We start from the raw sequence: 14,931 nt of genomic DNA, 5'->3' as shown, positions 1-14,931 counted from the left end.
ATAGTTAAATACTTAATCTTTTTCGACTCGAGCAAAAAAGACCTTACCATTTACTTTTCAAGCAGAAATATTTAAGAAAAGGTCGTGAAGAAGATGAATACAGAGTTTGAAAATTGGAAAAGGAATATTATTATCTTTTTAAGCAGTCAAACGATATCGCTATTTGGTTCGTCGTTGGTCCAATATGCGATTATGTGGCATGTAACACTTACTACTAAATCTGGAATGATGATGACACTGTTTATATTATGTGGGTTCATTCCTACCTTTATTTTATCTCCATTTGCTGGAGTTTGGGCAGATCGCTACAATCGAAAGATGCTCATAATCTTATCAGATGGCCTAATTGCTACAGCAACTCTCGTAATGGCAATTGTCTTTTTAATGGGATACGATGCTATTTGGCTCCTGTTTGCTATGGCGGCTGTTCGAGCGGTAGGAACCGGTATTCAAGGACCAGCCGTGGGGGCTATTTTGCCACAAATTGTTCCAGAGGATAAACTTACGAAGGTAAGCGGAACTAATGGAAGTATACAGGCGATTATAATGTTTGTGTCGCCTATGGTGAGTGCAGCATTGCTGACGATGACTACGCTAGAAATAATTTTCTTTGTAGATGTTGTCACTGCAGCTATTGCAATCGCAACTTTGCTCGTGTTTTTGAAAATTCCAGCACATGCGAAGGCATCTATGCAACAAACGACTAGCTATCTTGCTGATTTTAAAGAAGGTTTATCGTATATAAATAACCATGCATTTTTAAAGAAATTCTTTTTGTTTTTTGCGTTATTTTTCATTCTGATGGCACCAGCTGCATTTTTAACTCCACTACAAGTGACACGTAGCTTTGGGGATGATGTATGGCGATTAACTGCCATTGAAATTGCCTTTTCTATTGGTATGATGGCAGGGGGAGCTATTATTGCATCTTGGGGTGGCTTTGCCAACAAAGTGCATACGATGACACTCGCCAGTGTTGTCATGGGTGTTTGTACGATTGCCTTAGGTGTTATGCCGATCTTTTGGGCTTACTTACTTTTCATGGGGCTATTCGGAGTATCCATGCCAGTGTTCAATACACCAACTACAGTACTAATTCAGGAACGTGTTGAAGGTGATTACCTTGGAAGGATATTTGGTGTGTTTGGGATGATAGCAACTTCTATGATGCCGATTGGGATGCTCATCTTCGGACCCATGGCAGATATCGTGAGAGTAGAATGGATATTACTAGGCACAGGAATACTTATGTTGATATTGGGACTGTTATTAGGAAGAAATAAAGTACTATTAAAGGCAGGAGAACCTGTTGTGGTCCAAGAGTCAGTCGATTTAAATAAATAAAAACTATAAACACCTTGAGACGGTTAGTAAATCGTTTCAAGGTGTTTTAATGATGGATATTATTTAATTTCGTCGGCTAATGCTTGAAGCTTTTCTTTACTTTTTATTTTGTAGCCCATTTTTATTTTTTCTATAATTCCTGCGTCGGCTAATTGGGCGAATGTATGAAGTAAATGGCGGTATGATACACCAAAATAATCGCTAATTTCCGTATGCTTTTCCTTATAGATGTCGTGGTGTGAGGACAAAAGTATAAATTCTGCTAGTTTGTTTTCAAGTGGATATGCTTGATGTTTAGTATATTTGGCAGAGTGTACCGTTGATTTATTGCTCAAAAATATACATAAATACTTTAGGAAGTGTGCATCTGCTAATAACTTTTCTTTACATTTTTCTATAGCAATAGCAATACAAATTGACCTTGAGCTAGTTTGAATGCTTTTGGAATATTTTTCTTCATTTAGCAGTTCAATTTCTCCCATAAATATAGGAGGAGTTAAAAAGTTTATCAAGGAGACCTTTCCGTTTTTGTGGGTTACATAGAGTTTTGCTTTCCCTTCCACCATATAAAAGAGGTATTCAGGTTCTGCTCCTTCTTGAATGATAAAATCACCTTTATCGAATTCAAAAACCTCTATGTAAGGAGAAATATCAAAGGAGAAAAATGATTGAATGGTATTGTTTTCAATATAATATAATTGCTGTGGTCCTTCTATTCTTTTCAAAATTACTCATCCTCCTTTGATAAAAATATGAGATATCTCCTATTATTATAATTTGACTCATGCTATCATTCAATCTAGCAATTGGAGGGATCAGAAGATGATAAACAATCAACGATGGCTTTCACAGAGCTTCTTTGTCTTCTTTTTTACATGGGGAATCTTTTTACCATACTGGACTGGCTGGTTAGTGCAAGCTAAGAATTTAACTGTAGCTGATGCAAGTATGATTATGGCATTTGGATTAGTAGCACGTGCGGTAGCGACAATGTTTGTATTTCCATTTATGTCAAAATATATGAGCAATAAAAAAATAATTATTACCTTTACTATGTTAGCTTTATGTGCAGCTGTTTTCTATATACCAGCTACTTCTAGAGTTTCTTTATTACTAATCACGATATTATTTAGTTTAGTGTATCCGACATTGATGCCAGCAATCGAAAGTGGAGCTTCATCACTTGTCCAACAAGGAAAGGTACATTACGGTAAAAGTCGTTCTTATGGATCGATTGGGTTTGTTATTGCGGTTCTTATAATAAGTATGTTAACGGGCTTTTGGGGAGAGCAGGCGATTCTATGGAGTATGATTATAGGCTTAATATTCCTATTGATCAAACAGTTCATGCCGACTCCAGGACCATTGCTTACAAAGCCCTCTATAGAAGATAGAAGGCAAAAACTATCTATGAAGGAATTGTGGAAAGTAAAAACATTTCCGGTTGTTCTCATTGTAGTATTTTTACTTCAAGGTGCGCACGCGGCTTACTATAATTATGGATATATATATTTGCAGGAGTTAGATGTTAATGCTTTCTATATTGGTATGATTATTAATATAGCAGTTATTTTTGAGATTTTGTATTTCATGAAGGCAGATAACTTTTTGTCTAAATGGCGTCCATCCTCCTTATTTTTATTGGCGGGAGCTGGGTCTACACTTCGTTGGGTATTAATCTTTTTATTTCCTAATGTAGGTATATTTATTATTTCACAAGCGTTGCATGCCTTGTCTTTCGGGATGGCTCATATTGCTTTTATTCGTTATTTAACGATTTCTTTGCCAAAAGAGCAAATTCCAAATGCACAGGGTATATATTCGGGATTGGCATTAAGCTTAAGCACAGCAATATTAACTTTTCTTGGGGGCTATCTATATGAAATTCAGCCAGGATTAGCTTTTCTTGGGATGATTGTTTGTACTGTTCCAGCAATTATTCTTATACTAATATCACGTAAAAATTTAAGATATTAAGCGTAATGAATTGTGAAAAGTTCGTGACAATCATGGAATAATTATTCGCTTCGAATTCAAAATAATTGAAAGTAGCATAATATATCTGTTATCATAACCAATGTAATAACAACATTGGAGGAATTAATCGTGAATATTTTAGTAGTTAAAGCAAACAACCGTCCTTCTGCAGAAGGTATTTCTAGCAGAATGTATGATACATTTATGGAAAATTTAGAAGGTGCAAACGTAACAACTTATGATGTGTTTGCAGAAGACATGCCTTTTATCGGACAAGATCTTTTTAATGCATTTGGTAAATTATCAGAGGGAATAGAGTTAACAGATTTAGAAGCTCGTTTAATCGCTGCTAAACAAAAAGCAATGGACGCGGTAACTGCTGCTGACGTAGTTGTATTTGCATTCCCGTTATGGAATTTAACAATTCCAGCACCGTTGCAAGTGTTTATCGACTATATTTATCAAGCTGGCTTCTCTTTCAAATATGACGAGAATGGTCAAGCAGTTCAATTATTGACTGACAAAAAAGCAGTTATCTTAAATGCTCGTGGCGGTATTTATTCTTCACCAGAAGCAGCACCAATGGAAATGGCAGTAAACTACATGAAAAATGTATTAGGTGGCGTTTTTGGTATGCAAATCGTGGATGAAGTAGTAATCGAAGGGCATAATGCTATGCCCGCACAAGCAGATGCAATCGTAGCAGAAGGCTTAGAAAAAGTTAAAGCCGCTGCTGCCAAACTATCTAAACAACTAGTATAACTATTATTAATAGACGTTCATGGAGTCTTTAACGAGACTTTATGAACGTTTTTTTTTGCCCTAAGAATCTAGCTACTCTATGTTACGTTTATATTATTTGATTCAAGGGAATCACTTTGTTAAACAATACATAAAGGAGAGGTTAGTTTTTATGGGAAAAACAGTTGCTGAAGTGATATTGGATCAGTTGTCTTACTATGGAGTTAAGCGTATTTATGGTGTCACGGGAGATACAATCATTGGATTATTAGATGCATTAGCTAAGCAGGATAAGATTCAATTTATTGCAGTGAAACATGAATCAGTTGCAGCCTTTATGGCTTCTGCAGAGGCAAAGCTGACAGGAAAGCTTGCTGTTTGTACATCAACAATGGGACCGGGAGCAACAAACCTTCTTAATGGCTTAGGGGATGCCTATGCAGATAAGGCCCCAGTACTAGCGTTAACAGGTCAAGCGCCGTTAAATAAAATTGGAACCGACTTCCAACAATATGTAGATCAGCAAGAACTCTTCAAACCATTTGCTACTTATTCAGCTAATTTAGCAAGTGAAGATGCAATTGTAGAATTACTACAAAAAGCTACTCAAATTTCTTTGCAACAACGAGCGGTTACTCATTTGTCTATACCTAAGGATTTATTTGAAAAAGAAACGCAGGTGGAGGCTCGACCACTTCCAAAAGTAATTGAGGGAGCAGAGACATTCCAAAGTGAGGATTTGACAGAAGTGGCATCCCTGATGAAAACGGCAAAGTCCCCAATGATTTTAGCTGGCGCAGGTGCTTGGAAAGCCAATGAGGCAGTAATTAGCTTATCCAAGTTATGGGGAGCAGGCATTATTACAAGCTTCGGTGGGAAAGGACTTTTTGAGGAAACAACTCCGTATCTTCTCCAAGGAATTGGTGAAGGAGGAAATCCTCATACCTCAGAAGCTTTTAAAGAGGCAGATGTTGTACTTCTTGCAGGTGTCTCCTGGTGGCCAGAAGGCTATGTTCCAGAGAAAGCTAGGATTATTCAGATTGATACACATATAGAAAGTGCTTCAAGTGGTATTCCTGTAGAAATAGCTATTAAAGGTAAAACAGAGCAAGTTATTCCACTTCTTCAAAAAGCTATTACCGGGTATGAACCGAATACCGAATGGCTTAATCGTATCGAACAAATAAAAATAAAATGGGCAAATGAAAACGAACAGGAAGGAAAAATCACCGATCATCCTCTACATCCTTCGCGTATTGTTCGAGCTATAGAGCGGTCAGTTGCAGAAGACGCCATACTAACAATAGATACTGGAGATGTGACAGTCTGGATGAATCGTAATTTCCGCCAAAGCAAGCAAACTATCCTGTTTTCTGGTTATTGGCGTTCAATGGGCTTTGGATTACCTGCAGCAATCGCAGCGAAAATGGAGAAGCCAGATAAACAAGTCATTGCTATCGTAGGAGACGGTGGTCTCGAAATGACACTTGCAGACTTGTTAACGGCGACGCGTTACAACTTAGATATTACAGTTATTGTGTTTAATAATGGTGCTTTGCAGATGGAAAGCGATAAAATACAAGCAGCAGGATTAAAGGAAGAAGGGACCGACTTAACGAATCCTGACTTTGTAAAAGTAGCAGAAGCTTGCAGTTGGACAGCTTTTGGGGTCGAAGAAGAGGGAGAGTTAGAATCTGCTATCCAGAACGCAATTAGAACAGCAGGACCAAGTTTAGTGAATGTATTAACTGCGCAAGCATTCTTTCCGGAAACGGAATAAAAAGTATTGGATTAGATTGATATGCATACAGATTAATAAATATTTTCCATATAAAAAGCGATATCTCCATTAAACATTTAATGGAGATATCGCTTTTTCCCTCGAGTTACTTTAGGTTTTCGGGGCCACGCGATGCGGGTCAGTCGATGTGACACTAAGTCACGAATTTAGACTGACTTACCCTCTGTAAGGTACGCCTTTAACTGAACCTTTCCATTGTATATCGATCGGTACTTCTAATTTTTGAATTAAAACATTGGAAATACATATGAGATTAAGAACCAAAGGACACCAAAGAATATTATTAAGTATGCGGCATATTTGATGAAAGTGGCACCAACCATTCCAGAATCTGTTCTTTCTTCGCGGCGCACTTCTACGCGTTTCTCTTCTTCCATTTTAGTTCACTCCTGCCGTTATAGTCTTATAGTTTAGGTACCCATAGGAAGAATATAGTAAACATCTAGACACCTACTAGGGCCAGTAAGTGGTTGAATGGAGGCAAGCAATACATTAGAATGGAGATTAATAGTGAATGGAGGAATAATAATATTATGGAAGCTTTACCAAATTGTCCGAAATGTAATTCAGAGTATACATATGAAGATGGAAGTAACTTTGTTTGTCCGGAATGTGCACACGAATGGTCGCAACAGTCAGTAGGCGATAGTAATGAGGAACAGCAAATTGTAAAAGACTCTAATGGAAATGTCTTAAATGACGGGGATGCAGTAACGGTTATTAAAGACTTAAAGGTAAAGGGTAGTTCCTCTACATTGAAACAAGGTACGAAGGTAAAAAGTATCCGCTTAGTAGAAGGAGATCATAACATCGACTGTAAAATTGATGGGTTCGGTGCGATGAAACTAAAATCGGAATTTGTAAAAAAGATATAACTAAAGAATTGAGGGTGTAATATATGATTAAAACGACACTTGGACAATTAAGGATTGCCGGCATTTTAGATGGTATTTCCCTAGTAATCCTCCTATTTATAGCGATGCCATTAAAGTATTGGATGGATATACCAATGGCGGTTACAATAGCTGGCTCAGTACATGGTTTTATCTTTGTGTCGTATGTGCTTGTTATTTTATATGCACAAATTCGATTAAGATGGAATATTATTTGGTCTATGTTAGCTTTGGCAGTAGCATTTATTCCTTTTGGAAACTTTTTTTATGACTGGCAATTAAAAAAGATGGAAACGCGGTTCCAAAACTAAAAATATTCATGTCTGTAAGTCAAGAGATTCTAGTATTTTGAAGAATAAAATCTATCTAATAATCCTGCTGAACTACATTATAGAAGGGTGCTTTCCACAGGGTAAGCGGTGAGCCTACAAATCACTGTGAAAGTCTTACTACGGAACGAAAGATAAGAGCGCAACTCCGTGTGGCAACGGCTGCGACTTACATCTTGTTGGTCAGCGCTGTACCCTTCTCATGCGAACTTCAGATAACAAATTGAATAATTAAATGTACTAAGAGAAGTATTTCTTGGCTCATTTTCTACCTATCTCTTCTACTAAAGAACAAGTTAATTGAATAACACTTTAGTTTTTGAACTCCATAAAGTGACTTGAATTTAGATAAAGTTTTCCTTTTGAGAATCCAATAGAAGAATAAAATTCATCAGCCTGTTCGGAATCAGTGTGAAGCACCAAAATTTTATAATAACCTTTTGCTTCGTCAATTATCCTTTTTAACAATAGACTCCCTATACCAATTCTCCTATACTCTTTGCTGACATAAAATCTTCTCAGTCTGCCAATATGTGGTTCATTAGAAAATGGGTCTTTATTTAATCCACCAATAGCAACAAGTATATCTTCTTCGTTAAATACACCAAATAAACCTTCTCCAAAATGGTTAAAAGTATTCCTACCATTTTTATAATCTATTATTAATCTTTCTACAAAACGAAAGCCTTCACCTTTGCTTTGATTTACTAAACTATCCAAATCAACATTCAATAGATTATATATATGTTTTACCTCATATTTCATATAATTCCTCACTAATAGCGCAATTCCTGTTCAACTATTTTGTTCTCATGCTTTTTTCTATTATCAGCTGTTTTACTTTTACCCAATCATCATCGGTAATTGAGTATATAACTGCATTTCTAATATATCCGTTTTCAAGAATTCTTTCTTTCCTTAAGATACCTTCTTTAGTAGCTCCTAAGCGTTTGATAGCTTTTTGAGAACGGATATTTCTCTCATCTGTCTTAAATTGTACTCTTATCATCTTTAATTCCTCGAAACAATATTTGAGTAGTAGGTACTTACACTCCAAATTGACAAAAGTCCCTAAAAAGTTACCTGCATACCAAGTTGCTCCTATTTCACATGACTTCTGACTTAGGTTGATATCATAAATACTTGTACTTCCTATAATTTCATTTGTTTCTTTTAAAACAACCACAAACGGTAATGCTGTCATTTGATTGCGAAGTAGAATTTTTTTTGACACATGTTTTTCCATTTCAGTTTCCGAATTAATTGTACCAAACATATAAGTCCAAACTTCAGGGTAGCTAATAGAAAATAAATATTTTGCATTCTCTTGTTGTAAAGGCCTGAGTATGATGCTTTCACTCTCTAAGACAGGTGGTTCAGCAAACAATAACTGACTCAAATAGGTTCCCTCCTTCATAGAACATAATTTCACTAAAATAGTCTCCTTTATACTTTTATTTCAACAAATGTTATAACGATTCCTTCTTCAAAAAGGCACCTTATTTCATGAATCGTGTAAAAGTAAGTGAAACACGGTTATAACAATAATATGATTAAAATATCAATTAGGATTTTGAACTGCTGCTAGTTTTTATTGTGTTACAAAACTACGTTAAATTTTTCAATTAATATGCTAGATAGTTAGTTGTATTGATCATCGGATTATTTGTATATTGTTGAGGCAAAAGTTCATGGAGTTCATGCAATATGTCCAGATGATCATGTACTACTGAAAAGAGTTAGACTAACTAAAATTTTGGGTAAGTAAAAAAGCCCCATTAAAATAGAGCTCTCTCTTCTCATCACACTTATTAAGGAGTTAAAAACTTAAACAGCTAAATAAATGGAAGTTAATTATTGCTGTTTTTTTCTCCCCATTCACATAACTGTTCCAAAACAGGTAATAGAGTAGTTGCTTTATGTGTGAGACTGTACTCAACTTTAGGAGGGATTTGAGGATACTCCTTCCGTAAAACCATCCCGTCTGCTTCCAACTCTTTAAGTTGTGAACTTAACGTTTTAAAGGTAATAGCTCCTATTATTCTTTTCATTTCATTAAAACGAACAGGTTGTTTTTCTGCTAGTAGGTAGAGGATGAGCATTTTCCATTTACCACCAATCACTGATAATGTATATCCAAAAGGCGTTTCCTGGATATTCCCCTTTTCTTTATAATCAGCCATACTCATGTTGACACTATCCTTTCTGACAGTAGCTACCAAAAATGTGCGTACTATTTATTTGTTTCTGTTCATTCTATACTTAATTTACTTTAAAATAAAGGAGAGAAAAAGTAATGGCTAATGTTAAAACCTACAACCACAATCTTTGGGATCATGGAATTACCCAAGGATACAGCGTCAACGACACTATTTACATTTCAGGACAATTTTCCCACAATCAGGAGGGGGTGTTCGTAGGCGAGGGTGACATAGAAGCACAGGCACGACAAATCCTTGAAAATCTCGACCGTGTACTGGAGGGATTTGGTGTAACGAAGTCAAACATTGCATATGTTGAACTCTATCTAACAAATCCTCAAGAGCATTTCGAGCAAGTCATTGGACTGTTTAAGGAATATATAGGAGAGCATCGTCCAGCCGGCAGCTGTATCGGCGTGACTTACTTGGCGTTCCCAGAGCAACTGATTGAGGTAAGAGCTGTCGCGCACACCGATTAAGTAAACTAAATCTTACATTAAAGGTAGCAACTTGATTGAACCGAACACCGAATAGTGTACACTTGTAGAAAAGTGGATCTATTCGGTGTTTTTGTATTTCTATTGTGCTAAGTTATTATTAAAAAATATTTAAACACCGATTATAATCATGGAACAGAACCCTCTCCCATTTCCAACTAAACTGTGGGCGTTAGTGAAATCAGGATAAGACCCGTAGTCATTTTGTATTTCTAATAAACTAAGCAAAACAGTTATACTTGGTACAAATATTTTGTTTAGAAAGGATGAGTATAAAAATGGAAATTAATAATTTAATTAGAATTAAGACAAGGTCGGATTTAAGAGTTTGGTTTGAGGGAAATTCAAAAACAGAATTTTTTTGTTGGGTAATAGTAAGTATGAATGAACAATCAGAAGGCATCAAGTATTTAGATGCAGTTGAAGAAGCACTATGTTTTGGATGGATTGATGGCATAAAGAAGAAAATATCAGATACTGAACTAGCCCAAAGGCTTTCCCCAAGAAAGCAAAAAAGTAATTGGACACAATTAAATTTAGAAAGGGTAAGGAGATTAGATAAATTAGGCTGGATGAAAGAAGAAGGACTGAGAATTCTCCCTGATATGAGACTTGAATCTTTTACTATAGATAAAGATATTGAAACTCGTTTGAAGGAAGATGACCAGTTATATGAGAACTTCATTAATTTTCCTGAACTATACAGGAGGATTAGAATTGATACAATACAAAGCAATAGAAATGAACCTGAAATCTTTAATAAAAGATTGGATAAGTTTATTGAAAATACTAGAGAAAATAAAATGTACGGTCAATGGAATGACAATGGTCGCTTGATCAATTATTGAGGAAAGGATAGGAAAAGAGAGTTGAAGTTAGAGCGTTTGATATCAATTGTATTTAAGCTATTACATAATGAAGTTTTGTCCGCATCTAGTTTAGCTAATGAATTTCAAGTATCATCGCGGACAATTTACAGAGACATCGAAGCTATTTGTGCGGCTGGAATACCAGTTGTTTCTTACCAAGGTACTAACGGTGGATTCGGTATAATAGAAGGTTATAAATTTGATAAAAGCTTAATTGGTTCTTATGACGTATTGAATCTTATAACAGTGTTAAGTAGTTTGTTAAGTATTTTTGAAGACAAGGAAGTTGAACAAACGATAGATAGATTAAAACTATTAGATACAAATAGCAGCAATAAGACTTTATTGGTTGACTTGGAAAGCAATAGGACAGAACCAAACTCATTAATAGATCTAAGGAATGCTATAAATGATCAAAGGGTGATCAGCTTTGATTATGTAAGTAATAAAAATGAACTTACATCACGACAATTAGAACCTATTCACCTTCACTATAAGTTTCGTAACTGGTATTTATATGGCTATTGCAGAGAACGTCATAATTATAGAGAATTCAGAGTATCGCGTATGATGAGTATAACTCTAACGAAAGAAAACTTTCTACAAAACCATGAAACTAAAGATGAATTGTCTTATTCAAATAATAATATAGATGGGTTTGAAGATGTAGTAATCTTGGTAAATCCTAACTCCTTAGCAGAAGTATTAGACCAATTCCAGAATTCCTCAAAGGTCATTAACGGGGATGGAAGTATGACACTTACATTTTCTGTTTATAAACCTCTGCATGCTGGGTGGCTTAAATCTATTCTTTTAAGCTTTGGAAGTGGAGCTAAAATTATAAAACCTGTGGAACTGCAATCAATTATAATAGATGAGGCAAAAAAATTAATAAAAGTTTATCAAGATGTATGACAAGCTGCTGTCATATATCTTTTTTTATAATAAACAAGTACCAAGTTTAAAACAAAAAGGAGTAGAGGTTAAATGAACCATGCAAACAATATGTATAATTACCATATTTGGGCTAATAAGGTGTTACTAGAAAGAGTAAAAGAATTACCAAGCAATGTCCTATATGAAGAGGCTAGCAGTTCCTATCCAAATATTGCTCAAACTTTTAGTCACATCTATGTGGTAGACGTTATGTGGCTACAAGTACTTAAAGGAATTGACATGCAAGAAGCATTAGAAGCTTCTATAGCTTTATTAGAAAAGACTAATCTATATTCTGTAGATGAATTTGTAGAGTCATTTGAAGAACTGGCATCTCAGTATGAAGAATGGATGAATAGTCAAAAAGATTTGGAACAAAAAATTAATTTGAATAATCCATGGTCAGGTGCTAGAGAAACTGCTTACTCAGAAATTTTGTTTCATGTTACTAATCATGGTACTTATCACCGAGGTAACATAACAACCATGTTAAGACAACAGGGGTACGCTTCTACAATGAATGACTTGTCTTTATATTGGTATCAGAGTTAGGTCAAACAAGACCTATAGTTTAACAAGCTAAATACAAAAAAGTCGGTTCCTTATCGTACAGGAATACGACTTTTTCAGCTTAAACTTCCCTTAATGTACAAAATTTACGAAATGTTCGGCACTCCAGTTAGATGTCTCATATATATGGTCATTTAGCAATAAAACTCCCTCGTTACTTAAAAATATAATCATAATTGATATTCAATCAACCAACAATCCTGATATACTCCTTCGTGTAACTCGTTCTTAGGAAGTATTTTAACTTTTTTAAAACCACATTTCTGATAGCATTTTATAGCCCTTGCATTTCTTATTTGAGGGTCCATAATTACTCGGTCAGCCTTTTTATGTTCGATTAAAAATTTAACCATTGATGTAACAAGCAATGTTCCAATCCCTCTATTCCAATACTCTACTTCACCTATAAATTGATCTGTACCATAAATATTTTCGTCAAAATACCCATATTCTTTTTTCGTTTCATCATCCAAAAGATAGAATTGAATATATCCTATTTCGTTACCATCAAATTCTACAATGCATTTAAATTCATCATCTTCGGAATCATAAAAGACTTTATTAACTTTATCTAAATCAAAAGGATTGTCTCTGCCTTCATAAAATTCAAGAACTGACGGGTTCGAAAGCCATCTTGCTAACAGGTAATTATCCTTTTTTTCTAATTTACGAACTTTTAAATTCCCATTTTGAAACAACAAAATAATCCCTCTCTCAATTTAAAAGTCTTTTTAAATTAATTCTTTTTCTTCAATGAGTTTTATACTATCCTGAAAGCTCTAGGGATTGCTCTTAGTTATTCACTAATTCTGCTAGATACTCTCCAGCCACAAGCATTCTAGAGCCGTACCAAAACATTTCACCATCGACTAATATTATTTCTGTATTTGGGAGAAATGCTTGAAACTCAGCTAAATGCTTTTGTTGAAATGGGAATGGTTCAGAGGCAAGAAAAAGTTTATCCAGATTGGCATTTGTAAGCTGTTCATTTGTTACTGTAGGATATCTCGATTCTTCATTTGTAAAAGGATTTTCAAAGCCCATTACTTGTAGTACGTCATTTATGTAAGTTGTACCACCAACGACCATATAAGGTTTTCGCCAAATAACATATGTAGCTTTACCGTTCTCTCTACTTTTTATAGACTGAAAAGATTTTTGACAGGCTGTTAGGAGAAGTTTTGCAGTCATTGTAGTTGCTGTAACTTCACCTAATGTAGTAATAAATCTATAAGCATTCTGTATGGATTTTACCTCTAACACAAAAACAGGTGCTATTTTTTCAAGTTCCAGTACTATTTCTTCTGTATTTTCCTCTTTTTCAGCAAAAATAAGATCCGGTTGAATCTCTTTGACTTTCTCAAAATTGATCTCTTTCGTTCCTCCAACAATCTGCACCTGGTCAACTATCCCTTTAGGGAATATACAATATTTCGTCCGGCCAACAATTTCCTTTTCTAACCCTAATGAGAAAAGTGTTTCGGTAATAGCAGGGCATATGGAAATAATACGTTTAGGCGACTCAGGGAGAACTACTTTTCTACCAAGGTGATCTGTTAATTCGTATGTCATTGTGTTCCTCCTTTTACTATTCCTCTATGTAATTAGTTCGTTGAAAGTAAAGAGTTCTCCTTTACATTTCAATAAAATAATATATACAAAAAGAAAAACCAAGGCATTCCACTGGAAGTCCTAGGTTTTCATGCTCATTTACTTACTTTTTCTCCCTATACTCATTCAATTTCTTTTGTCCCTCTGTTTTTCTCTCTTCAAAAGCTTTTGTATTAATCATTGTTTTCCCTAAAGTAAGTAGAGTTATAAACATAACTCCTGTACCTACAACCAGATAGAGCATTGTAAATATTTTACCTAAACTGGTAACAGGTGATAAGTTTGTATTTACGCCAGTTGGGATTAAACTCACAACACAAAAGTAAATGGCATCTATGACACCCCACCCTTCTTTTTTCGTGTAGAAGAGTGTACCAGATAGAATGATTAGAAATAACGTAGTAAAGAGAGACAAGAACATAGGATTTTTAAAAGCTTTAACAAAAGCTTCTAGATATCTTTTTACGGTTAAAATAAAGGACAACATACTGATTTCACCTACATATTAGATTATTATTTAAGTAGTATATCAATAAATGTCCCACTCTACTTATAATAAGTGTGAGGATTCCTTATTATATTGTACTAACCGACACAATTTGGATTAATTGTTGTTTGTGAAGCTTTCCCATTCTTCTCGTAATATCCCCATACGAATCGAATCGTAGTATTTCCCGTTATAGATACGTACCTTTCGAATACGGGCTTCCATTGTCATACCTAATTTTTCACCAACTCGAATCATACGATGATTACCTGACCAAGTTGTATAGCCAACGCGAACAAGTGGCAGTGTTGTAAATAGGTGATTCATCCAAAGGCTTAATGCACGGGTCCCTAAACCTTTCCCCCAACTACCTGCTTCGTGAAATCCAATGCCCATTTCCAACCATTTAGAAGGCTCATGCTCCCAATAATAAGAAACAATTCCTCTTAACACACCATCTACTTCAATTCCCCAGAAATTTTCTCGATTAATATATGATTCAGCCTTTTCCATAAAGGTATCATATGGGACAGATGTATATTCATAATATGGGGCATCCCATTTTTTCCATTCTGGCTTTTCATCTTTGCACATTAATTCCCATAGTCTAGTTAAATCCTCATTCTTAATAGGTCTGATAACTAATTCATTGTCTTGGTACAATATTATTCCTCT

19 protein-coding genes are annotated in these 14,931 nt (G+C 35.1%); 10 read left to right on the top strand and 9 right to left on the bottom strand.

The window, feature by feature from the left end:
• Positions 1-93 precede the first annotated feature (93 nt).
• On the top strand, positions 94-1,344 hold the full coding sequence (locus MKY29_RS20430; protein ID WP_090565826.1) for an MFS transporter: 1,251 nt from the start codon (positions 94-96) through the stop codon (positions 1,342-1,344).
• A gap of 59 nt (positions 1,345-1,403) precedes the next feature.
• Here the strand turns inward: MKY29_RS20430 and yeiL are convergent, their stop codons facing one another.
• Complete coding sequence (gene yeiL, locus MKY29_RS20425) at positions 1,404-2,069, bottom strand: transcriptional regulator YeiL (RefSeq protein ID WP_340880664.1); 666 nt, start codon at positions 2,067-2,069, stop codon at positions 1,404-1,406.
• 100 nt (positions 2,070-2,169) lie between these two features.
• On the opposite strand from yeiL, the gene MKY29_RS20420 reads away from it, so the two are divergent.
• From MKY29_RS20420 to MKY29_RS20410, 3 genes are all read left to right on the top strand, one after another.
• Complete coding sequence (locus MKY29_RS20420) at positions 2,170-3,321, top strand: MFS transporter (protein WP_241598252.1); 1,152 nt, start codon at positions 2,170-2,172, stop codon at positions 3,319-3,321.
• Between the two features lie 129 nt (positions 3,322-3,450).
• On the top strand, positions 3,451-4,083 hold the full coding sequence (locus tag MKY29_RS20415; RefSeq protein WP_241598124.1) for an FMN-dependent NADH-azoreductase: 633 nt from the start codon (positions 3,451-3,453) through the stop codon (positions 4,081-4,083).
• A 151-nt stretch (positions 4,084-4,234) separates the two neighbouring features.
• Entirely contained in the window at positions 4,235-5,842 is a 1,608-nt protein-coding gene (locus MKY29_RS20410) for a thiamine pyrophosphate-binding protein (protein WP_241598123.1), read from the top strand.
• A 248-nt stretch (positions 5,843-6,090) separates the two neighbouring features.
• Here the strand turns inward: MKY29_RS20410 and MKY29_RS20405 are convergent, their stop codons facing one another.
• Positions 6,091-6,240 (bottom strand): hypothetical protein, encoded by a 150-nt coding sequence (locus tag MKY29_RS20405; protein ID WP_241598121.1) that lies wholly within the window; start codon positions 6,238-6,240, stop codon positions 6,091-6,093.
• A gap of 156 nt (positions 6,241-6,396) precedes the next feature.
• On the opposite strand from MKY29_RS20405, the gene MKY29_RS20400 reads away from it, so the two are divergent.
• Both MKY29_RS20400 and MKY29_RS20395 read left to right on the top strand, forming a co-directional pair.
• A complete protein-coding gene (locus MKY29_RS20400) occupies positions 6,397-6,738 on the top strand; it encodes a zinc ribbon domain-containing protein YjdM (protein ID WP_093496261.1) in 342 nt (113 codons plus the stop codon).
• 23 nt (positions 6,739-6,761) lie between these two features.
• Complete coding sequence (locus tag MKY29_RS20395) at positions 6,762-7,067, top strand: DUF3817 domain-containing protein (protein WP_093496262.1); 306 nt, start codon at positions 6,762-6,764, stop codon at positions 7,065-7,067.
• Between the two features lie 330 nt (positions 7,068-7,397).
• Here MKY29_RS20395 and MKY29_RS20390 read toward each other — a convergent pair whose 3' ends face one another.
• From MKY29_RS20390 to MKY29_RS20380, 3 genes are all read right to left on the bottom strand, one after another.
• Positions 7,398-7,850 carry a GNAT family N-acetyltransferase gene (locus MKY29_RS20390; protein WP_093496263.1) on the bottom strand — a complete coding sequence of 151 codons (453 nt, stop codon included), beginning with the start codon at positions 7,848-7,850 and terminating at the stop codon, positions 7,398-7,400.
• Between the two features lie 34 nt (positions 7,851-7,884).
• Complete coding sequence (locus MKY29_RS20385; protein WP_340880663.1) at positions 7,885-8,484, bottom strand: GNAT family N-acetyltransferase; 600 nt, start codon at positions 8,482-8,484, stop codon at positions 7,885-7,887.
• 451 nt (positions 8,485-8,935) lie between these two features.
• Positions 8,936-9,274 (bottom strand): winged helix-turn-helix transcriptional regulator, encoded by a 339-nt coding sequence (locus MKY29_RS20380; protein WP_090565842.1) that lies wholly within the window; start codon positions 9,272-9,274, stop codon positions 8,936-8,938.
• A gap of 107 nt (positions 9,275-9,381) precedes the next feature.
• On the opposite strand from MKY29_RS20380, the gene MKY29_RS20375 reads away from it, so the two are divergent.
• From MKY29_RS20375 to MKY29_RS20360, 4 genes are all read left to right on the top strand, one after another.
• Positions 9,382-9,765 (top strand): RidA family protein, encoded by a 384-nt coding sequence (locus MKY29_RS20375; protein WP_340880662.1) that lies wholly within the window; start codon positions 9,382-9,384, stop codon positions 9,763-9,765.
• 296 nt (positions 9,766-10,061) lie between these two features.
• On the top strand, positions 10,062-10,631 hold the full coding sequence (locus MKY29_RS20370; protein ID WP_340880661.1) for a YdeI/OmpD-associated family protein: 570 nt from the start codon (positions 10,062-10,064) through the stop codon (positions 10,629-10,631).
• Positions 10,632-10,652: 21 nt separating this feature from the next.
• A complete protein-coding gene (locus MKY29_RS20365) occupies positions 10,653-11,567 on the top strand; it encodes a helix-turn-helix transcriptional regulator (RefSeq protein ID WP_340880660.1) in 915 nt (304 codons plus the stop codon).
• Between the two features lie 72 nt (positions 11,568-11,639).
• Positions 11,640-12,140 carry a DinB family protein gene (locus tag MKY29_RS20360; RefSeq protein ID WP_340880659.1) on the top strand — a complete coding sequence of 167 codons (501 nt, stop codon included), beginning with the start codon at positions 11,640-11,642 and terminating at the stop codon, positions 12,138-12,140.
• Between the two features lie 188 nt (positions 12,141-12,328).
• Here MKY29_RS20360 and MKY29_RS20355 read toward each other — a convergent pair whose 3' ends face one another.
• From MKY29_RS20355 to MKY29_RS20340, 4 genes are all read right to left on the bottom strand, one after another.
• The gene (locus tag MKY29_RS20355) at positions 12,329-12,859 is read right to left on the bottom strand and encodes a GNAT family N-acetyltransferase (protein ID WP_340880658.1); all 531 of its coding nucleotides are present in this window, start codon (positions 12,857-12,859) and stop codon (positions 12,329-12,331) included.
• Between the two features lie 91 nt (positions 12,860-12,950).
• Positions 12,951-13,730 (bottom strand): ABC transporter substrate-binding protein, encoded by a 780-nt coding sequence (locus MKY29_RS20350; RefSeq protein ID WP_093496267.1) that lies wholly within the window; start codon positions 13,728-13,730, stop codon positions 12,951-12,953.
• A gap of 142 nt (positions 13,731-13,872) precedes the next feature.
• Entirely contained in the window at positions 13,873-14,256 is a 384-nt protein-coding gene (locus MKY29_RS20345; protein ID WP_340880657.1) for a potassium channel family protein, read from the bottom strand.
• Between the two features lie 117 nt (positions 14,257-14,373).
• Entirely contained in the window at positions 14,374-14,919 is a 546-nt protein-coding gene (locus MKY29_RS20340) for a GNAT family N-acetyltransferase (RefSeq protein WP_093496269.1), read from the bottom strand.
• Between the last annotated feature and the right edge of the window lie 12 nt (positions 14,920-14,931).

Origin of the sequence: Psychrobacillus sp. FSL K6-2365, assembly GCF_038003165.1 — a bacterium.
Classification (GTDB): domain Bacteria; phylum Bacillota; class Bacilli; order Bacillales_A; family Planococcaceae; genus Psychrobacillus; species Psychrobacillus psychrodurans.
Note: the sequence above shows the minus strand (reverse complement) of the source record. Positions and strands in the feature narration are given on the sequence as shown.

Bases quoted from the DNA above. Each gene is read 5' to 3' on its own strand.
- MKY29_RS20345 (WP_340880657.1), bottom strand. From the start codon at position 14,256: ATGTTGTCCTTTATTTTAACCGTAAAAAGATATCTAGAAGCTTTTGTT.
- MKY29_RS20360 (WP_340880659.1), top strand. From the start codon at position 11,640: ATGAACCATGCAAACAATATGTATAATTACCATATTTGGGCTAATAAG.
- MKY29_RS20395 (WP_093496262.1), top strand. From the start codon at position 6,762: ATGATTAAAACGACACTTGGACAATTAAGGATTGCCGGCATTTTAGAT.
- MKY29_RS20390 (WP_093496263.1), bottom strand. From the start codon at position 7,850: ATGAAATATGAGGTAAAACATATATATAATCTATTGAATGTTGATTTG.
- MKY29_RS20370 (WP_340880661.1), top strand. From the start codon at position 10,062: ATGGAAATTAATAATTTAATTAGAATTAAGACAAGGTCGGATTTAAGA.
- MKY29_RS20375 (WP_340880662.1), top strand. From the start codon at position 9,382: ATGGCTAATGTTAAAACCTACAACCACAATCTTTGGGATCATGGAATT.
- MKY29_RS20380 (WP_090565842.1), bottom strand. From the start codon at position 9,274: ATGAGTATGGCTGATTATAAAGAAAAGGGGAATATCCAGGAAACGCCT.
- MKY29_RS20350 (WP_093496267.1), bottom strand. From the start codon at position 13,730: ATGACATACGAATTAACAGATCACCTTGGTAGAAAAGTAGTTCTCCCT.
- MKY29_RS20410 (WP_241598123.1), top strand. From the start codon at position 4,235: ATGGGAAAAACAGTTGCTGAAGTGATATTGGATCAGTTGTCTTACTAT.
- MKY29_RS20405 (WP_241598121.1), bottom strand. From the start codon at position 6,240: ATGGAAGAAGAGAAACGCGTAGAAGTGCGCCGCGAAGAAAGAACAGAT.
- MKY29_RS20430 (WP_090565826.1), top strand. From the start codon at position 94: ATGAATACAGAGTTTGAAAATTGGAAAAGGAATATTATTATCTTTTTA.
- MKY29_RS20400 (WP_093496261.1), top strand. From the start codon at position 6,397: ATGGAAGCTTTACCAAATTGTCCGAAATGTAATTCAGAGTATACATAT.